The 20110-nt window shown below is 38.1% G+C and carries 21 protein-coding genes and 1 other RNA gene; 11 read left to right on the forward strand and 11 right to left on the reverse strand.

All coding sequences use genetic code 11. The features are described 5' to 3' along the window. Window positions 1-159 precede the first annotated feature (159 nt). Window positions 160-1245, forward strand: coding sequence for a tetraprenyl-beta-curcumene synthase family protein (locus LPB68_RS18450; RefSeq protein WP_418303808.1), 1086 nt, complete (start codon window positions 160-162; stop codon window positions 1243-1245). Between the two features lie 135 nt (window positions 1246-1380). Then, entirely contained in the window at window positions 1381-2352 is a 972-nt protein-coding gene (gene pfkA, locus LPB68_RS18455; protein WP_068656248.1) for a 6-phosphofructokinase, read from the forward strand. Between the two features lie 589 nt (window positions 2353-2941). On the opposite strand, the gene LPB68_RS22425 is transcribed toward pfkA, so the two are convergent. The 7 genes from LPB68_RS22425 to LPB68_RS18485 form a co-directional block, all read right to left on the reverse strand. Next, window positions 2942-3427 (reverse strand): DUF5643 domain-containing protein, encoded by a 486-nt coding sequence (locus LPB68_RS22425; RefSeq protein WP_082865615.1) that lies wholly within the window; start codon window positions 3425-3427, stop codon window positions 2942-2944. Between the two features lie 7 nt (window positions 3428-3434). Next, window positions 3435-4082: a DUF4179 domain-containing protein gene (locus tag LPB68_RS22430; RefSeq protein WP_082865614.1), complete on the reverse strand. Its 648-nt coding sequence runs from the start codon at window positions 4080-4082 to the stop codon at window positions 3435-3437. Beyond that, window positions 4054-4623: an RNA polymerase sigma factor gene (locus tag LPB68_RS18465; RefSeq protein ID WP_068656246.1), complete on the reverse strand. Its 570-nt coding sequence runs from the start codon at window positions 4621-4623 to the stop codon at window positions 4054-4056. Before LPB68_RS18465 ends, LPB68_RS22430 begins: the two co-directional genes overlap by 29 nt. Window positions 4624-4797: 174 nt before the next feature. Further along, the gene (locus tag LPB68_RS18470) at window positions 4798-6156 is read right to left on the reverse strand and encodes an MATE family efflux transporter (protein ID WP_068656244.1); all 1359 of its coding nucleotides are present in this window, start codon (window positions 6154-6156) and stop codon (window positions 4798-4800) included. Then, window positions 6153-7346, reverse strand: coding sequence for a putative glycoside hydrolase (locus LPB68_RS18475; RefSeq protein ID WP_068656242.1), 1194 nt, complete (start codon window positions 7344-7346; stop codon window positions 6153-6155). The genes LPB68_RS18470 and LPB68_RS18475 overlap by 4 nt, the downstream gene beginning before the upstream one ends. Window positions 7347-7564: 218 nt before the next feature. Further along, entirely contained in the window at window positions 7565-7759 is a 195-nt protein-coding gene (locus tag LPB68_RS18480) for a hypothetical protein (RefSeq protein ID WP_068656240.1), read from the reverse strand. Between the two features lie 176 nt (window positions 7760-7935). Beyond that, complete coding sequence (locus tag LPB68_RS18485) at window positions 7936-8757, reverse strand: YitT family protein (RefSeq protein ID WP_068656238.1); 822 nt, start codon at window positions 8755-8757, stop codon at window positions 7936-7938. A gap of 344 nt (window positions 8758-9101) precedes the next feature. Here LPB68_RS18485 and cshA point away from each other — a divergent pair, with 344 nt between their 5' ends. After that, window positions 9102-10709, forward strand: coding sequence for a degradosome RNA helicase CshA (cshA, locus tag LPB68_RS18490; RefSeq protein ID WP_068656236.1), 1608 nt, complete (start codon window positions 9102-9104; stop codon window positions 10707-10709). 96 nt (window positions 10710-10805) lie between these two features. On the opposite strand, the gene LPB68_RS23475 is transcribed toward cshA, so the two are convergent. Continuing rightward, window positions 10806-10904: a YjcZ family sporulation protein gene (locus LPB68_RS23475; protein ID WP_232510170.1), complete on the reverse strand. Its 99-nt coding sequence runs from the start codon at window positions 10902-10904 to the stop codon at window positions 10806-10808. Between the two features lie 168 nt (window positions 10905-11072). On the opposite strand from LPB68_RS23475, the gene LPB68_RS18495 reads away from it, so the two are divergent. From LPB68_RS18495 to LPB68_RS18505, 3 genes are all read left to right on the forward strand, one after another. Next, window positions 11073-11831 carry a YesL family protein gene (locus tag LPB68_RS18495; RefSeq protein ID WP_068656234.1) on the forward strand — a complete coding sequence of 253 codons (759 nt, stop codon included), beginning with the start codon at window positions 11073-11075 and terminating at the stop codon, window positions 11829-11831. A gap of 51 nt (window positions 11832-11882) precedes the next feature. Then, a non-coding RNA gene (ssrS, locus tag LPB68_RS18500) (6S RNA) lies at window positions 11883-12073 on the forward strand. 287 nt (window positions 12074-12360) lie between these two features. Beyond that, window positions 12361-12753 (forward strand): DUF1499 domain-containing protein, encoded by a 393-nt coding sequence (locus LPB68_RS18505; RefSeq protein WP_068656232.1) that lies wholly within the window; start codon window positions 12361-12363, stop codon window positions 12751-12753. 112 nt (window positions 12754-12865) lie between these two features. Here the strand turns inward: LPB68_RS18505 and tpx are convergent, their stop codons facing one another. After that, a complete protein-coding gene (gene tpx / locus LPB68_RS18510) occupies window positions 12866-13384 on the reverse strand; it encodes a thiol peroxidase (RefSeq protein WP_068656230.1) in 519 nt (172 codons plus the stop codon). A 118-nt stretch (window positions 13385-13502) separates the two neighbouring features. Between tpx and LPB68_RS18515 the strand changes: the two genes are divergently transcribed. Both LPB68_RS18515 and LPB68_RS18520 read left to right on the forward strand, forming a co-directional pair. Then, complete coding sequence (locus LPB68_RS18515; protein WP_068656228.1) at window positions 13503-14108, forward strand: rhomboid family intramembrane serine protease; 606 nt, start codon at window positions 13503-13505, stop codon at window positions 14106-14108. A gap of 42 nt (window positions 14109-14150) precedes the next feature. Continuing rightward, window positions 14151-15056, forward strand: coding sequence for a glutamate biosynthesis transcriptional regulator GltC (locus tag LPB68_RS18520; protein WP_068656226.1), 906 nt, complete (start codon window positions 14151-14153; stop codon window positions 15054-15056). Between the two features lie 93 nt (window positions 15057-15149). On the opposite strand, the gene LPB68_RS18525 is transcribed toward LPB68_RS18520, so the two are convergent. Together LPB68_RS18525 and LPB68_RS18530 are read right to left on the reverse strand one after the other, a co-directional pair. Further along, window positions 15150-15830, reverse strand: coding sequence for a zinc metallopeptidase (locus tag LPB68_RS18525; RefSeq protein WP_068656224.1), 681 nt, complete (start codon window positions 15828-15830; stop codon window positions 15150-15152). A gap of 49 nt (window positions 15831-15879) precedes the next feature. Beyond that, window positions 15880-16311 carry a MerR family transcriptional regulator gene (locus tag LPB68_RS18530; RefSeq protein ID WP_068656694.1) on the reverse strand — a complete coding sequence of 144 codons (432 nt, stop codon included), beginning with the start codon at window positions 16309-16311 and terminating at the stop codon, window positions 15880-15882. A gap of 237 nt (window positions 16312-16548) precedes the next feature. Here LPB68_RS18530 and LPB68_RS18535 point away from each other — a divergent pair, with 237 nt between their 5' ends. The 3 genes from LPB68_RS18535 (at window position 16549) to LPB68_RS18545 (ending at window position 19832) form a co-directional block, all read left to right on the forward strand. Continuing rightward, complete coding sequence (locus LPB68_RS18535; RefSeq protein WP_068656222.1) at window positions 16549-17955, forward strand: ammonium transporter; 1407 nt, start codon at window positions 16549-16551, stop codon at window positions 17953-17955. A gap of 63 nt (window positions 17956-18018) precedes the next feature. After that, window positions 18019-19098: a DUF294 nucleotidyltransferase-like domain-containing protein gene (locus LPB68_RS18540; RefSeq protein ID WP_068656221.1), complete on the forward strand. Its 1080-nt coding sequence runs from the start codon at window positions 18019-18021 to the stop codon at window positions 19096-19098. Next, on the forward strand, window positions 19095-19832 hold the full coding sequence (locus LPB68_RS18545) for an exonuclease domain-containing protein (protein WP_068656219.1): 738 nt from the start codon (window positions 19095-19097) through the stop codon (window positions 19830-19832). Before LPB68_RS18540 ends, LPB68_RS18545 begins: the two co-directional genes overlap by 4 nt. The last annotated feature ends 278 nt before the right edge of the window (window positions 19833-20110 follow it).

A 20110-nucleotide genomic window follows, 5' to 3' on the forward strand; every position in this document is an offset into this window, starting at 1 on the left:
AAGTTCAGGTGTGATTAGTTAGATTTTCGACAAAATTCTAAATTTAATTTCTGAAAAATTCAGAAAAGTGACTTAGTTTATTTGTACAAAAGGATAGTACATATTATAATAATGATGATTTGATTTAATTATGTAGATACGCATATGGAGGCACCGTCATTGAGTAATCATGAGCAACGCCTAAATCAAGTTCCTCGTAATCCACTAAGTTTAATGGGCCGGGTATATAAACATATTTTACCGGAAGTACGTGCAGAACTGAGTGGTTGGCGAAAATTGGCAGCTGAAATACCTGATCCAGAACTAAGGATGCAAGCACTTGCTAGTATCAATACGAAACAGTTTCATTGTCAGGGTGGTGCTGTATATGCAGCGATCCATCAACCGGAACGAAGTGTATTAATTAGGCTAATCGTTTCTTATCAGACGATCAGTGATTACCTTGATAATTTATGTGATCGAAGTACTTCCATGGATCCAGCGGATTTCAAATTACTCCATCAATCTATGTTGGATGCAATTGATCCACGGGCAGAGCAACAGAATTATTATGCATTGCACCAGGAAGTGGATGATGGCGGTTATCTTTATAAATTAGTCGAAACTTGTCAGAGTTGTATTGTAATGCTTCCTGCATACAGTGTAGTACAACCTTACATAAGTGATCTAGCTTGCCTGTATACAGATTTACAGGTATACAAGCATATTGATCCAGAGAGAAGAGAAGTTGAACTTCTGAACTGGTGGTCAAAGCAGAAGCATCGAGCGCCACAATTAGAATGGCAAGAATTTGCTGCTGCTACCGGATCTACATTAGCTATATTTATGTTGTTTCTTGCTGCATCGAATGTTGGTTTATCCGATAATGATGCAGCATCAATTCATAAAGCTTATTTTCCACATCTTTGCTGTTTACACATCTTGCTTGATTATTTGATTGATCAGGAAGAAGATCGATTAGGCGGAGACCTGAATTTTTGCAACTATTATAGTGATTCTGAAACCATGTTGCGAAGAATCATTATGATTGCAGATTCTGCAAGGAATGATGTTAAATTAATTCCTGCAACTCCTTTTCATCGAATGATCATCGAAGGACTATTAGCCATCTATTTATCTGATCCCAAAGTTAGTGTACAACAAGAAGTGGTTTCCGCATCAAAGCGATTGATGAAAGGAAGCCCCCTAAGCCGGATCTTCTTCTTCATGAATAGTCAATGGATTCGTAAATATTTATACAAGTGAACTTAGATCATGCTTCCGATGTAGTTTATTCGAAGTAATGCAGGAAGTAATGCTCATAAACTTAGATCATGCTTCCGATGTAGTTTATTCGAAGTAATGCAGGAAGTAATGCTCATAAACTTTTAGGAGGAAAAAATCATGTCAGTCAAAAAAATTGCAGTATTAACAAGTGGTGGAGATTCACAAGGTATGAATGCAGCAGTACGTGCAGTGGTTCGTAGTGGTCTTTATCATGGATTAGAGGTGTATGGTATTCAAAGAGGATACCAAGGACTTTTAAATGACGATATATTCTCAATGGATCTACGCAGTGTTGGTGATATTATTCAACGCGGAGGAACTGTTCTGCAATCAGCTAGATGTAAAGAATTTATGACTCCAGAAGGTCAACAAAAAGGTGCAGATATTTTACGTAAGCATGGAATTGATGGTTTGGTAGTCATCGGTGGAGATGGTTCATACCATGGTGCCAATAAATTGAGTAAGCTAGGCATTAATACCATGGCATTACCTGGTACGATTGACAATGATATTTCATTTACGGATTTCACGATAGGATTTGATACATCCGTAAGTATTGTCGTGGATGCGATTAATAAACTAAGAGACACAATGTCATCTCATGAACGTTCATCGATTGTAGAAGTTATGGGCAGACACTGTGGTGATATCGCATTGTATGCTGGATTGGCATCTGGGGCTGAGACCATTCTTGTCCCTGAGGTTCCTTTCGATATGGATGAAATTGCAACTCGAATGGAGCAGAACTTCGCTCATGGCAAACGTCATAGTATTGTAGTTGTTGCTGAAGGCGCGGGTAAGGGTGAAGACGTGGCTAAACAACTAGTTGAGCGTTGTTCGACATTAGAACCTCGCGTAACTGTCTTAGGTCATATTCAACGCGGAGGTACCCCAACGCCTGCAGACCGTAACTTGGCAAGTCGTTTAGGTGATTTTGCGGTACGTATGCTAATTAAAGGTGAATCCGATAAAGCTTGTGGGATCATTAAAAATGAGCTTGTTCTTACAGATATAGATAAGGTTGTTAACAGTAAGAAAGATTTCAATATGGAGTTGTATGAATTGGCAGCACGTCTTTCTCAATAAACACTAATAATGAACTTTGACCCGTAAGATGGAAACTTTAAAAAAAGTCGCCACTTGCGGGAAGATCACTGAAAAAGTCCAGAAACAGTTGTTAGTGTGACCGCTACGATAACGGATTTTCCTTACGATCGCTGTTGCCCTCAGATTTCTTGATTGTATACCCACTATAGCGGATGAAATCCGAGGGCAAAGGCGAACGCTACCGCTTCTTCAGGACAATTCCGTTCTCTTCGCTACTTCGAACTTAATACGTGATTCCGGTTTTCAGGCATCATTCACACGATCTATTTGTGCGATTGATGCCTGTTTTCGTATAATAAACTTATCAAATCCAGGCAGGTATTCGTGATGATCGATGAAGAATGACTTTTTAAAAAAGCTAGAGGCGCTCGAAAAGCAGAAGATGCGGAGGAAACGTTAAAACCTAAACTATGTATTTGAGTCATTCTGTTTGTTTTAATAGATTAAGAAAGAGAAGGCGCACCAATTTTCAAGTGGATGCCTTCTCATTTTATTTTTTAATATTACTTGTTAATTGCTTTGTTAGTGTATAGATGATTTTTATTGCTTCTTGCATATAATTGTCCCTTTATTTAGGGGTCACAGGTATGGTTATCTCTAACTCGGGAATATACTCTACTTTTATATGTCCATCTGCGCCCATCTCGAATTCAGTAGTGTTATCTTTATAAACATGATGATATGGTTTTAAAGTTATTGATTTAGGAATGGATGCAAAAGGTTCGAATCGAGTATCCATGATTAAAACATTGCCATTCGTTGCACTAGATCCCTGACCGCCAGTTATATGCACTTGTTCTCCTTGCTCATTAAATAAATGGTAGCCAATCGAATTTCGAGGTTCCAACGATGAAATCTTCATATTCTTGGGCACTTCTAACCGAGTAGTTAGATTAGTTGTAATTGGTGTAAGTTCAATTTTTTCAAGCTTTAAATTTATGTTCTCATATTTACGACTTATGGAAGGGGTAAGAACTACATTGTTCTTGGTGTTCATTTCTACTGGAATATTCAATTTAAATGGATCTTGAATTCCCGAGACTTCTAAATCCAAAGAGATTTCAAATTTTTGTGGGAAGGCTTCCCCCCCCTTGATTTCTCAGATCTGAAAATTCCAAGATCATTGCATTTGCATCCGGACTCGGTTTCAAAGCAACACCTGTGAGATTACCTCCCCCTGTAGTCGAATAGGATTTAAAAGACTGCCCTTTAATGGAGACAACTGCGCCATTAATTGATTCTATTAAACTTTTCTCAAACAAATCTTTATCTGAAACTTTACGTTTGATTCCGATCGATACACGAGTACCATCGAACGCTACAACCGTTGCCTGTACTGTCAAACCATTATGAGTATCGCTTGCATTAGGATCGGTAAAAAGCCCTTTTTCATCTGCAGCTTTCAAACCAAGATCACCAGCCAATTGAAATATACTATCCATCCCTGGAATCTGTTTAATGGAAGCTGCCAACGTCGGTGAAATAAACCCAGTAGCTGTTACAACAGTGAAAATACTAATAGCTGCCGCAATAACTACCAGTGCCCTACGCCAACCCTTTCGCTGATGAGTAACTCTTATAGTATTCATAGTATTTTTATCATAACGTTCCATGATACGATCAGTTAAATTAACTTCAACTGGTGTTTCTAAAATTAACTTTTTTAGCTTTATGATTTCATTAACTTCCAAATCGGTATGATTCTTCATGTTTTTTTCCTCCTAGTTTTTTTTCGTGAATTAATTTTTTGTGAATACGTTCATATTTTTTTCGGAGAGTGGCTGGTTTAAGCCCCATAATGAAAGCCATCTCATCGTAACTGTACTCTTCAAGAGATCGTAAGAGTAAGATTTGCCTTTCTTCTAAATTGAGCTTGTCTAAACACTCATCAATAAACTCCGAATATGTATGTTCCTGTTCTTGTTGTTTGTTCACCTGATACTTTTTTAATGATTCATATTCTTTGTTTCTCTTCTTAATTAGATCAGTACAGTGATTTTTAGCAATTTTGTATAGCCATGAAGAGAGTGAATTAGTATAAGTAAAACTGTTAATATGATCTAGTGCTTTGATAAAAATATCTTGAGTAGCATCCTCAGCCTCTTCTTGATTCTTCAATAGATAATAACAGTACAAATATATTTTCCTTTGAAAACGGTGTATAACCACAGAATAAGATTGCTTATCTCCTTGCTTAATATTGTCTAATATCAACTTCATATCCAAATCATTCTGCTGTAAATTATTCATACGAAACCTCCTTCACATACATATATAACTAAAAAACTTTAACTTTTGTGACAAAGACAATCCTTGTTCAAAAAAATAGCGCCTATGTCGGTGGAACGACATAGGCGCGATAACATACCTTCCTAGGTATATCAAGAGATCCGGCAAGCAAACAAATAAAAATGTGCTACTGAATTAATCGCTTGTTACTAATGCGAATTTTCGCTGAATACTCATTAGACGTCTAAGTAGTAGAATCGCTCCAATAGCTAAGCCGGTAATTAGACCAATCCAATAACCATCAGGTCCAAGGTTCGTATAATTAGCTAGGATAAATCCTACAGGGAGTCCAATAATCCAATAAGCCAACAATGCAATAAGAAAAGCTGGTGTTACATCTTTGTATCCTCGTAATGCACCTTGTGTTGGTGTTGCGATCGCATCGGATATTTGAAAGAATATCGCATAGACTAAGAAATGCTGGATAAGATCGATAATATGAGCTTCGTCCGAATAAAGAGACGCAATTGGTTTACTAGCGAATATAAGAATAATAGCCGTCAATAGAGATAAGGCTACTGCGAAGCTAATACCAATAATAGCATATTGCTTGGCATCCTTATTGCGGTTAGCTCCTTTTTCATAACCAATTAATATCGTAAGGCTCATACAAATACTTAATGGAATCATATATAACGTAGTAGCAAAATTTAAAGCAGCTTGATGCGCTGCAATCGTAGCAGTACTGAATTGTGACATTAATAGGGTTACCGCGGCGAATACAGCTGTTTCAAAGAAAATAGAAAAGCCGATAGGAACGCCAATATTTAGAAGCTCTTTCCAAGATCTAAAAGAAATGAAATGTAATTTTCGAAAAATACCTAACTTGGCAAATGGGTGTTTACGGTGAACAAACCATAATGCAATGATAAAGATACACCAGTATGTAATTCCAGAGGCAACACCAGCACCCGCGCCACCCATTTGAGGAAATCCATATTTACCAAATATCAATGCATAATTTAGTGTGACATTAATTGGCAAGGAGATTAGCGTGATGATCATTGAAATTCGTGTTTCTCCGAGTGCGTCGATTAAACAACGTAGCACCGTATAACCGAATAATGGGATAATTCCGATAGAAATACCTAATAGGTATTGAAAGCTGACATGACGAACATTATCAGCTAAATTCATTCCTTCTAATATGGGCGGCACAACAAATGATCCGATAAGTAAGACTAATAGTGCAAGAATAAATGATAGCCAAAGTGCTTGTATGACATGGTAAGCAATATTGTTTCGCTGGTTATTGCCAACTAGATGTGAAACTATAGGAGTAAGTCCTAATAGAATCCCAGTAAGACCTACCTGAATGGGAACCCAAAGGCTAGATCCAATAGCAACTCCAGCGAGGTCAATAGAACTGAACTTACCAGACATGTTAGTATCAAAAAAGGTAATTGCTGATAACGTTATCTGTGTAATTAAGATGGGAAGTAATATAACTAGCAATTGTTTGAATTTGTCTGCAATGGTTGTTGTAGGTTTCATTTATAGATAACATCTTTACTATAACGATTATTTGCATTCCATAATAGATATTCGTGAACTCCCATATCTTTCAGCGCTCGAATCTGTTCTTCCACTTCAGTTTTATCATACTTCGTGTAATGTCCGCTTCCAAGCCAGCTGGCTGTGAAATCTTGAATCCAAGGTCGTATGATTGGTTTTTGATCTCCAAGTGGCTCTAGCTTTTTGTGAGTGTCCACCATAGAACCTTTGATGACGTTATAGGGTTCTTTATCTGGATTTGTTGCTCCGTACCAACCTGTAGAGTAATGACTTGGATACACCATAGGAGCAATTACATCTACATTTTCGGAAATCTTCACGAAATCCTGGCCAATACCCTCAGCCGTAGGAACAGAAGCTGCATATCCAAAAATATCAACTGATACACGTATACCTAGTGGTGTGAGCTCTTGACGAGCGTACTCTACGAAATCAGAAACGATATCTGAACGAGTCTTTTCATTTTTTGTATACGTCAAATAGTCTGCGCGTTTCTCAAAACCTTCGGGAAAACGAACGTAGTCAAATTGAATTTCTTTAAAACCAAGTGCTGCCGCTTCTTTAGCAAGCTCGATATTATAATCCCACACTTCTTGACTATAGGGATTCACAAACCCATCACCATTGCCATTCTTCCACAGTGTTCCATCTCCTTTTAGGAATGATAGTTTCGGCTGTTTCTCAGCGAGAATGGTATCTTTGAAGACTACGATACGAGCAATAGGGTACACTTCATGCTTCTGAAGTCGCTCCATCAATAGTTGAATATCTCCGATAAATGGTTTAGGTTCGCCCAACTTCTGTAAAGTCGGGTTATTCGTTTTATATGTAATATACCCAGCATCATCTTTAATATCTATCACCATCGCATTAAGCTCAGTTGAATCGATAAGTTCAAGTAGTTCAGTCATACGTGAACCACCGGCACTATAGGCTGTGACATAAATTCCTTTAACGATAGGAGCGTCTAGTTGTGGATCAACCTTAATCGAAGAGTTCGCACCATCTTGTGGCGTCTTTTCCAGTGTAATGTTTGTGTTGATTGGTTGTGACTCAGTGATAATAGAATAAATAGATGATGTCAGATTGTTAACCGTCTTATGATGATCTGTGTGAATATCTGTTGTACTGCCTACGACCATTAACAATAATGCCCAAATGATGTTCATTTTCTCTCTCTCCTTATATGTTCTCTATTTATAATTATATAGAACACTAGAAAGTTAGAAAGAACAGGATTGTAACATATTTGTGTATTTCTTAATAAAAAAATATATAATATCCTCTACTGCCTATAACTTCCACCTAAAATATGGATGTAATTAAAATGCCACCTTATTCCCTTTAAAAAAGAGAATAAGGTGGCATCGGAATCTGCGTATCTTGATTAATGAAGTTGTGCTGAATTCTGGTGTTCACAGATGCTGAATTGGATGATCTCCATAGCATCATTTGGTTCTAGGAAATGAAATCCATCACGTAGCATAATGAGTAAATTGAGCTCATTTTGTTTTAAGAACGGCATCATGTCTGGATACCAACGCATTACAATGTCGGACAATTTTACCGATTCCATTTCCATATCTATCACCCTTCCTCCTTCGAATTCTTTACCACTACAATTTCTTGAGTAATGAATCGGAAAAGTCTTTAGTGCCTAAGCATGAAGAGTGAGGCAGAAACCTTTGGTGAAAAATTGGAACCGTACAAACTAAATATATCATAATTATAACGAGATGACACTTCTATTCCTAAAAATCACCTTCTGCGGAAGGAACCCATTACACCAACGGTTTCCACAATATTAACAAATGCATTGGGATCAGCTTTTTTTATAATGCTTCTCAGCTCTGCTAACTCGTATCGCGTAGTTACAGTCATTAACATATCGCGGGACACATGGGAAAAAGCACCTTCAGTTTTAATTAAGGTTACACCACGTGGGATCACAAGCAATTTGGAAAGAAGTTCCTCAGTGTGATTGGTAATAATATAGACAGTTACTTTGACATGGCTAATATGAATCAGATCCAGCACCTTACCGGTAATGTACATCGATGCCATAGAAGCTAAGGCGATATTCCAATTGTCATTGAAATAACCTGCAGCAAGAATAACTAAAGCATTCATACCCACGAGAACATTCCCTACAGGGAAATCATATGTACGTGTGACAAGTGAACCGATAATGTCAAAGCCACCAGTGGATCCACCTACACGAAATGATAATCCACTACCAATTCCTATTAACACACCGCCGAATACACTAGCTAGTAGCATATCGGTCACGACTAAATTAACGGGTATAACAGCGATGAACCATGTGGTTGCAGCGACGGAAAGAATGCTTAATCCAATAAACCTTTTCCCTAATTTAAACCATCCAATCATTAATATAGGAATGTTAACGAACAAGTACAGAATGCTAACATCCCAATTGCTGAAATAACTAATGAGAAGGGATAACCCAGAAACTCCACCACTTAGCAGCTGATGAGGAATCAGGAATAGGTTAAAACCACATGCAATTGTGATTGCACCAAGGATGATAACTAATATGTTCCAAAATTTTTTCAACAAAATGAACCCACCTTTGATGTTATGTTAAAGTAAATATTTATTTAAACTTCTGCTATTGTAGTAGTAATACCAAATCGTTGTGTGATATAATATATTGGATGTTCTTGAGTAGGGTTGTACAATAGTATTATTTTCGATTATTTCGGTAAAATAATAACCCATTAGTCATTTGACTGGTTATATCCCGATTAGCGCTATGAACTTACTTTTAGTTCATGCAATATTTTGTGGCATGTATGGCTACCCTATAAATGTATGCCGCTACTTAAGAATACAGAGATGAATGTGGAATGTCCACTTTGAACACAGTGGAATGTCCACTATATAAAAGGAGTATGAATTATTTGAAAACATTTGCAGAATTTGGTTTAGAGCCAAAGATTCTTCAGGCCATTACGGAACTAGGATTTGAAGAATCCACACCAATCCAGGATCAAGCGATTCCTATCGCTATGACAGGAAGAGATTTAATTGGTCAAGCACAAACAGGTACAGGTAAAACCGCAGCATTTGGTATACCTTTGATCTCCAAGATTGCTAAAGAAGAAGAGAAAATTATGGCTTTAATCATGACGCCAACTCGTGAGCTTGCCATCCAAGTATCTGAAGAAATTGGTAAGTTATCTCGCTTTAAGGGAATTCGTTCATTGGCGATTTACGGTGGACAAGACATTAGCAGACAAATTCGTTCCCTTAAAAATAAGCCGCAGGTCATTATTGGTACACCTGGTCGTCTATTGGATCATATCAATCGTAAAACAATTCGCTTGAGTGATGTTCAAACGGTTGTATTGGATGAAGCTGATGAAATGCTAGATATGGGCTTTATGGAAGATATTCAATCTATCCTGAAGCTTGTTCCAGTAGAACGCCAAACGATGCTTTTCTCCGCGACAATGCCAGCTAACATTCAGAAACTTGCACAACAATTTCTGAACAATCCTGAACATGTATCGGTTATTCCTAAGCATGTCAGCGCTCCTCTAATTGCTCAAGCTTACATTGAAGTTCCTGAACGTCAAAAGTTTGAAGCACTTAGCCGTCTTATCGACATGGAGTCCCCTGAACTAGCAATTGTATTCGGTCGTACGAAACGTCGTGTAGACGAATTGTCAGAAGCATTGCAAAAACGTGGATATTCAGCAGACGGACTACATGGCGATTTATCGCAGAACCAACGTGATGCAGTTATGCGTAAATTCCGTGATGGCAGTATTGATGTGTTGGTTGCAACAGACGTTGCAGCACGCGGGCTGGATGTATCTGGCGTAACGCATGTAATCAACTTCGATCTACCTCAAGATCCGGAAAGTTATGTTCACCGTATCGGCCGTACAGGTCGTGCAGGTAAAGAAGGTACCGCTTGGTCATTCGTAACTCCACGTGAAATGGATCATTTCCACTTTATCGAACGTGTTACACGTCACCGTATTGCTCGTAAACCACTTCCGACGATGGCTGAGGCTATTGAAGGTAAACAACGCGTTACAGCTGAAAGATTGCTTGAAACGGTTGAGAATGGTGATCTGAACGAATACAAAGGGATTGCAATTCAATTGTTGGATCAATATGATTCAGTTCAATTGTTAACTGCAGCTATGAAGTTACTAACAGGTGAGAAAAAGGATACTGAAATTCAGTTGACACCAGAAGATCCAATGCGTGCGAAACGTCGTAAACCGGATATCCGTAGTGGTCGTAAGCCATCAGGAAGTTATGGCTCACGTAGTGCTAGTACTTCAGGTTCAGGTGGTTCAGGTGGTTCAGGTGGAAGCAGTAACTATCGTCGTGATCGTGACAGTAGTGGTGGCGGAAGCCGTGGTGGATATGCTGGTAAGAGTAACTACAAAGATGGTGGAGCTGGTCGTGATTCTTCAGCGCGTAGTAGTAAACCACGTCCAAGTAGCAGCACTAGCCGTCCAGCAAAACGTCCAGATAGCTCTTTCGAATAATTGTGAAATATCGATTATGTATATAATGAGGAGGCGAAGTGTAAATACACTTCGCCTTTTTTGTAACTTAATATAAACTATTTTTACTGCAGTACATTAGAGAATGAATGCACGTGTAATGATAACCAACAATATGAATAGAACCAAGATAGCTCCTGTAGAAGTAAAAGCACCATATCCCATAGGTACAGACATTGAAATACCTCCTTTAGTATTAATCACTTGGTTTACGGTATATTCTATGTGATTATTTCAAGCTTGTTTAGACACCTACCTATACTTCGCAAATTAGGCACTGGTATTGTAAGTATGAAATACGGTATATTAATATATACAAGCATCTTTTTAGAGGAGGAGTATTTTTTGGAATTTAAAGGCGCAATGGGAGGCATATACAGAATTACGGAATGGATTACACGAATTGCATATACGAATATATTGTGGCTCGTCACTTCTATACCATTTCTATTTGTATTATTGCTGAAATTTATGTTGTATCAAGTTGAGGCGACTAGTAACGATCATGTGGTATTAAATTGGGGATTGGGTATATTGGCACCGTTTACATTATTTCCAGCTATTTCGGCTTTATTTGCAGTCGTACGTAAATGGGTCATGGGAGATTCAGAAGTTCCTATCTTTCGAACATTCTTTACTGGATACAAAGAAAATTATAAGCAAAGTATGATTGGCGGTATTTTTTATACATTGCTATTTGTAGTGATGTGGGTAGATTTTAAAGTGTACATGAACTTTAATAACTTGCAGCTAGTTGGCGGAGTTATGCTATTGTTGCTCATCATTTTATTTGTATCAATGTTTAATTTCTTCTCAATGGTTGTTCATTATCACATGGGTATATTTACGATTATAAAAAATGCAATTCTTTTAACAGTCATAAGACCATTCCGTATGATTGCAACTGTGTTAGGTAGTGGGATGCTGTTGTACGTAGCTACACTTTATCCTGTATTGATTTTCTTCTTTATTGTTTCTTTAATAGCGTTATGGTCCTTCTTTAACTTCTATGGATCCTTCCTCAAGATGCAGGAGCAAGCAGAGCGCTTAAGATTAATAGAAGAAGAGAAACAAGCGGTGGAATTAGAAGAAAATGGAGTGTGAAAACGGCTTCATTTGAGTTTACTTTTTTAAACATTGGGATTATAATAAGAACACATCCTGCGATGTTCGCCTCGATTGATCGTTATTTTGAACCAATGATGATGTCTAGGGAGATTAATAAGAAGAGTGGCTGGAACGCCCTGTCTATATGACATGGGGACTTCAAAAGCAATTCTGAAATCACCCACCTGCTACTGCAGGTTCAGAAGGCAATTTGATCGGACGGCATAAGCGGGATTCTTATTTTTCCAATAAGTAAGATTTTTAAAGTATTTGAATGTCGAACATTCTACGACATTCAAATACTTTTTTATTTATATCAGAGAATCAATTTCATAATCGCCTATGCAACTCAAATAAGGACTATATATTGATTAGAATTATTCGTTCTGTCAATATATAGTTGCATTTAAATAGGCTTGCGTAATTATGAAATTGATTCGAGAAACTATGATTGTACCTCTTTTGTTCTTAAGCGTTCAATGTTAAACTAGTAAGTATTGATGGATTACATAAAGGGGGAAAGGTCTTGTCGTTAAAGAGAGTTCTAATGGGGGTCATAAGGAGTCAAGAAGGAACGAGTGACCGAGCGAAAGATCCTAAAATGAAAACGCGCTATTACAATTTATCGAAAGACAAGGCATGGGAAGAAATTACGTCCACGCTTAAGAAAATACCTGGTTACAAAGTATTACATGAAGTACACTCGGTTGGAGAGATTATTCTAGAGAAAAGGACTGCTATGGGCCGTACGGTTGATATTACAGTTTCTGTACTTGCGGTTACTCCAGTTCGTAGTGCAGTGGATATATATTCGGCATCCAGAGGATCATTAGGTGATTTAGGAGCTAACTACCGATATATTATTCATTTGTTTACTTCACTAGACAAGAAATTAGCTAAATATAAAGTTATCGAATAGAAATTCCATCAATAGGCATTTTTATATTATTAAAAATAGCGGGAGAAAGATGATCTCTTTCTCCCGCTATTTAAAATATAGAAAAGATAAGTTTAACTTTGTTAGTTATAAATTACAGAAGCGCTTTAACTGCTTCTAATGCATCTTCGTAATTTGGATGTTCTGTCATCTCTTGTAGATACTGAACATAAGTAATTTTATTGTTCTTATCTAAGACGAATATTGAACGCATGTCTAAACGTAATTCTTTGATTAATACACCGTAAGCTTCACCGAATGAAGCTGTTTTATGGTCAGACAGTGTCACCACACGTTCAACACCTGATGCACCGCACCAACGTGCCTGAGCGAATGGAAGATCCATACTGATTGTAAGAATGACTACGTTGTCACCTAGTTGGTCTGCTGCTTCGTTGAAACGGCGAGTTTGCGCGTCACATACTCCTGTATCAAGTGATGGAACAACACTGATTAATTTAATTTTATCAGCATAATCTTTCAGTGATACTTCATCGGTTAAGGTTTTGCTAACCGTGAAATCTGGAGCTGAATCACCTATTTTTAATTCTAGACCGATCAATGTAATCGGTGTTCCATGAATTGTAGCTACACCTGTGCGTTCTTGAGACATTGTGATATTCCTCCTTGATAAAGATATTTAGTAGTGAACTACCAATGTTATTATAATCTACTTAAGATAATATTTCCAATATTTAAGATATCTAAGTAAACAGAAAAGGAAGAATGTAATGATATTTATTCGATATGAGGATTGGAGAAGTTATTTAAAATACTATCCAGTCACGACTTTGCTGATTATTGCTAACATCATTATGTTCCTGGTCTTGTCTTTTAATGGTGGTTCCACCAATACAATGACATTAATTCGATTTGGAGCATTACTCAACGAAGGAGAAGGATGGAGATATATTTCTTCCATGTTCCTTCATCATGGATTTGAACATTTATTATTTAATTGTTTTGCTTTATTGGTATTTGCACCTCCTCTAGAACGTCTATTGGGATGGTGGAGATACGTGATCTTGTATGTATTGAGTGGGATTATCGGAAATGTGTTGACCGTGGCATATTATAATCGTGTTGGCGAGTTGTTATTATCTGTTGGTGCTTCAGGTGCGATCTATGGGGTTTATGGAGCCTTTCTGTATATAGCGATTTTCCAACGGAGAATAATAGATGACTCTTCAAGGAAAACATTATATGCCATGTTGATTTTTGGAATTGTATTCTCCTTCATTTCTCCGAATGTCAATTGGTTAGGCCACTTTGGTGGGTTAATTGGTGGATTCTTTGTCTATGGGCTCCTGATTAGACTTACTAGAAAGAGAAGATAAATTTAGATTATGAACACATTCTAGATTGGAGCGATAACCGGAGTGGAACTTAGACAGTTGCAATATTTCATGAAAGTTGCACAGAAAGAGCATGTTACCCAAGCGGCAGAAGAACTACATGTTGCTCAGTCCGCTGTGAGCAGGCAAATTCATCAACTAGAGCAAGAACTTGGTGTTGATTTGTTCATACAAAAGGGGAGAAATCTCCAATTAACACCTGTAGGACACTTATTCTGTAAAAGGGTAGAGAGTCTTATGAAAGAGTTAGATCAGGCTGTAGCTGAGGTTCACGAATTTCTTAATCCAGAACATGGAGAGATCCGTATCGCTTTTCCTCATAGTTTAGGTATACATTTGATCCCTACTGTCGTATCAGAATTTAAAAAGGAATATCCTAATGTGAAATTCAGGTTTAAACAAGGGATGTTCCCATCACTAATACGTGACGTTATTTCGTCTGAAGTTGATCTCGCTTTTATATCGCCATTTCCGGAGAAACATGACCAAGTTAAAGGTGATATTGTTCTGACTGAAGAGTTATTCGCCATTCTACCGCCTAATCATACTTTGGCTGAAGAGGAATCTATTCATTTAAATCAATTGAAAGATGATAAATTTATTCTGTTTAGTGAAGGTTACTCATTACGTCCTATTGTATGGCAAGCATGTAGTGAAGCTGGATTCTCGCCTGAGATTGCTTTTGAAGGTGAAGAAACGGATACGATACGTGGTTTAGTAGCGGCTGGAATGGGTGTTAGTTTATTACCTGAGATGGCTTTTTTTCAAAGTAATCCACTTCAACCTTCGCGCGTTAGAATATCTGAACCTAAAGTTACACGTACAATTGGCTTAATTCATAGATCAGATGATAAACTTCCATTGGTTGCCCAGGCATTTCGCAATTTTTTACTTCAATATTTCGATCTTCATCGTGGAGATTGTGAATAAAATACAGATAATGATTGATGATAAAAAAGCAAGTCAAGGTAATTACCTTGACTTGCTTTTTTTTAGTTATTGTGTTGATGATATCCCATTTTGTTAGTCGCGATTACTTGTGAAGATCATGATATATCGAATCAATTCGAGAAGTGATATTACAGCAGCAGCAACATATGTGAGTGCAGCGGCATTTAATACTTTTGCAACACCACGTTCTTCATTGTTAGAAATAAAACCTTGTTCAATCATAATAGTCCGAGCGCGATTACTAGCATTGAACTCAACTGGTAATGTTACAAGTTGGAATGCTACTGCTGCGGAGAAGAAGATGATTCCTAGACCAATAAGGTTGGTGAAAGAGAATATGAATCCTGCAATCAATAAGAAAGGTGCTATGTTAGAAGCAAAATTCACGACTGGAAACATTCGATGGCGTAGTACTAACATTGGGTAGCTTTCTTTATGTTGGATGGCATGACCTATTTCATGACAAGCCACAGATACAGCAGAGATTGAATTTTCATAATATACAGGTTCGGATAAACGGACAACCTTATGAATAGGGTCGTAATGGTCGGTTAGGGAACCTTTAACAGGTTCAATTGGAATATCTTGTAGACCGTTTGCATCTAGCATACGACGCGCAGCTTCATATCCAGTTATTCCATTAGAGTTCTGTACTTTAGCCCATTTATTAAAAGTACCTTTAACACGAAATTGAGCCCATAAAGAGAATAAAAACGCAATGATGATAAGTACAAACATGGAATTAGAATTCATTAACGTACCTCCTATGAAATAATATTACCTTAAAACAAATTTAGTGATGTTATAACAAGGGTCCTTGATCAAGAAGGAGCTTTAAAGCTTCTATGCAGGCTGCACTTTGTGGCAACAATTGCGAAATCATTCGTTTTGCTTGCACGGGTTTCAATTGCTCGAGTAGGGGACTTAGATCTCTTACTTCTTTCTCTAACTGAAGCATATGAAGTTCTAAGTTGGTCAACTTGTCTGAAACTTGTGTTTCTTCTATGATCATATTCCATTTGTTTAACTTCTCTTTAATTTCCTCTAAAGTATATTTCTCTTTCTTTAACTCATTAATACGCATCAGCCGTTCAGAGGTTTCATAACTATATAGGCGATAATTTTTCTGAGTTCGGCTTTCTGGAGTAATCAATCCCAATTTGGTATAGTAATCGATTGTTCTTTCACTTATACCAACCACCTTTGCTAATTCTCCAATACGGTATAAATGGATGTCTCTGATATGAATCACCTCGCAATTACTTATTCAAATATTTTACCTGATATTGAACCATACAGTCAAACGTTTGACACAGTTACTTAATTGAATGTTAGATAATATAACATAAAGTTTGTGTTATTATGATTTTTTTCAAAAAATCCCTTGTCAAATATGTTGAAGTTTGCTTATAATGACATTATGAATCGGAGTCAATGTTATATAATATGACACAAGAGGGAGCTGGGCGGTATGAAAAAGAGATGGCTAGGTGTTTTGTTGGGAATGTCAGCATTGTTAGCTTTTCCAATGAGTGCTTTTGCAGATGATGGTGCAACTAATTTGGAACTACAGGCTGGAATTAATTCAGTATTCGTTTATCTAGCTGTAATCCTAGTATTCTTCATGCAAGCTGGATTTGTTCTTTTGGAAGCAGGATCGGTTCGTATGAAGAATGCCGGTCACGTTGCTGGGAAAACAGTATTGACTTTAGGGATTTCAATCGTAGTTTTCTGGGCTGTTGGATTTGGTCTAGGATTTGGTAACGGGAATGGAATTATTGGTCAAACGGGTTTCTTCTTAAGTGGTGATGAGATGGCAGGATCATTTGATTCTTTATCAGGCTCCGATGTGCCACTGACGGTGAAGTTCTTATTCCAATTATCGTTTGCAGCTATTTCATTAGCTATTGCAGCAGGTGGTATGGCTGAACGTGCTAAACTGAGTGTTTACATTATATTCGGAGCATTGTTTATGATTGTAATTTACCCCGTTGTTGCTCACTGGGTATGGGGCGGTGGTTGGCTTGCTCAACTAGGTATGCAAGATTATGCGGGTTCGACAGTAGTTCACTTAACAGGTGCAACAGCAGCGTTAGTAGCGACATTCTTATTAAAACCTCGTTTAGGTAAATATAATAAAGATGGTAAGCCGAATGTTATACCAGGTCACAACCAGGTATACACTGTACTGGGTGTCATTATTCTCTTGATCGGATGGTTTGGATTTAATCCAGGGAGTACTTTATCAGGGGTTGATGGTTTCTTCGGATATGTATCATTAACAACGAACATTGCAGCAGCTGCAGGAGCAATCGCAGCACTTGCAATCTCCTGGATGGTATTTGGTAAAGGAGATATTCCGAGCATGCTGAATGGTGTGCTTGCTGCGTTGGTTGCTATAACTGGTTCTTGTGCTTTTGTTGAACCATGGGCTGCACTTGTTATAGGTGCTGTTGCTGGTACAATTGCTTTCTTAGCGGGACAATGGTTAGAACGTGCAGGATTAGATGATCCAATCTATGCCGTATCTGTACACGGTATTGCAGGTGTATGGGGTGCGGTGTCAACTGGGCTATTCGCTACACCGGAACTAGTAGAGAAGACGGGAGTGGGCCAAGCGGGATTATTCTATGGTGGTGGTTTACATCAATTGGGAGTTCAAGTTCTAGGTGTCGTTGGTTCCTTCGCTTTTGTTCTAGTAATATCATTCATTATTCTTGGAGCGATGAAAGCTATTATGGGACTTCGTGTTACGGAAGAAGAAGAAATGATGGGATTAGATATTAGTGAACACGGTACTTATGGATATCCAGAGCAAATGAAATTGCTAACGGATGCTGAAGCAAAATCCGGGTCTAGGACTCCTCCTATAAACTAAATGGATCTATATCCTGATATAAAAGATGGTTCCCATAATGCTCGAATGGGAGGGGCGAAAGGTATGGAACCGGTGAGTACAAAGGAATTCAATTTGGACTTATCAGTAATAAAAGATGCTATTTCGTGGGAGATATTAAGACAAAGACGTATTGAATTTCAGAACGATTTTCAGCAACTAAGGGCAACTCTTCCTATCTCCGAGTGGATGGATTTAGTGAACCAAATGCATGATTTAATTACTACACGAGCCTTGGAACTCTGTGAACAAGATATGGTTGAGGCCGGCTATGGTCAGCCTCCCGTTTCATATTCTTTTATCGTATTTGGAAGTGCAGGACGCATGGAATCGACGATGTGGAGTGATCAAGATAACGGTCTTATCATCAGTGATGAACTCCATAATAACAAAGATGAATTTTTTGAGAAATTTGCTATTGCTCTATGCGATAAACTTGCCTATTTAGGTTATGAGAAATGTTTAGGTAAAGTGATGTGTTCAGAATCCATGTGGCGTAAGACACTCCAGGATTGGAAGAAGACATTAATGGAATGGCGGAGTGATTTAAGCTGGGAGCCTGTTCGTTATTTGATCATAGCTTCTGATGTAAGACATGTTGCGGGAGATTCTAGATTAACGGTTGAATTTAAAGAGATGCTACATCAAGGTTTTCAAGAAGTTCCTGAGTTGCAATACGCTATATTGCGAAATACGGTTAGACACAAGGCAACATTAAATTTATTAGGGCAAGTTGTGACTGAACGATTTGGTGAGCATGCAGGCGGGTTCGATATCAAATATGGTGTCTATATTCCATTAGTGAATTTTGTGAGATTTATGTCTTTGCAGCTTGGTGTTAAAGAAACATCGACATATAGAAGGTTAGATAAGCTGATATCTTTAGATTCTGGGAATATTCTGCTTGAGAATTGCCAAAAAGCTTTCGATACAGCTATTTACATGAGGGTAAGTACGCCTTATGAGGAATTAGATGGGTTATTTATTAGCAGCAACTATATGTCAGAAGAAGAACTTACGAGTAAACCGCTAATGCATGAACTTCGTGAAAGCTTAGGTGTTGTTAGAAGAATACACAGGGCATTACAGCGAATGTTGCGTTTTGCGGAAAGGAGAAAGGCATGAAAGAGCCGGTAAGGGGAAACAACGGGTTTTGGAGCAATTTTCGGCAGGGTGGAATGCCGTCTGCAATAGCCTCCGTGATGGGAGCCCCTACCGCTCAACATATGGCATTTATTCGTGCACTTATGAAAGAACAACGGCGTCCTGAAGTTCTGTTCATACCATTAACAAAGCTTGAGACGGTTGTGTTCGACCTTGAGACAACAGGGTTCTCTTGTCAGCATGGGGATGAAATTTTATCCTTCGGTGCTGTAAGAATGGTAGGGGATGAGATTATTGAGGGAGAAACGTTCTATTCATTAGTGAACTGCCGAAAGCCAGTTCCACAACATATTACAAAATTAACAGGGATCACTCAGGAGATGGCAGATGCTGCTCCTACGCTTATGAATGGTTTGCATGACTTTATGTCTTTTGTTGGGGGAAGGGTGCTAATTGCTCATGCTAGCGCTCACGACAAGGCATTCTTGAATGCAGCCTTATGGAAGACGTCAAAGACACATCTTAGTCATCGTGTTATTGATACAATGATGATTGCACGCTGGCTCGATCCTGCAATCGGTAATTACGATCTTGATGGACTATTATTCGATCGTAATATACCTATCATTGGTAGGCATCATGCCTTAGAGGATGCGTTAATGACTGCTGAGTTGTGGAAATCCTATCTTGTTGATATTTCTAAGAGAAGGGTTGAGACGTTAGGTGACCTTTATGCTTACTTGAGTCGATCATAATAAATTACATTCATTAGAAAAGGGGGCAGCGGGTTGTCGTTACGTTACGAATGGTAGGCTCGCCCTTCATTCGTATGGCTACCCGCTGTAGTAGTATCCCACAGGCTTGTTCTAAATAATGAAGATGTTATGCGCTGTAGTTTCACGAGAGGACAGTTGCATGTAGTCACATTTCTTCATTCATGATGAACGGCTTGGTAGTTCCTATTTACCCCGCTCTCTTCTTTTGGCTTCTACGTTTACGTAGAAGTCCTTTTTTTTTTATTATTCAATTGTAA

It is taken from the genome of Paenibacillus crassostreae, assembly GCF_001857945.1.
In the GTDB taxonomy this organism is placed as follows: Bacteria; Bacillota; Bacilli; order Paenibacillales; family Paenibacillaceae; genus Paenibacillus_AQ; species Paenibacillus_AQ crassostreae.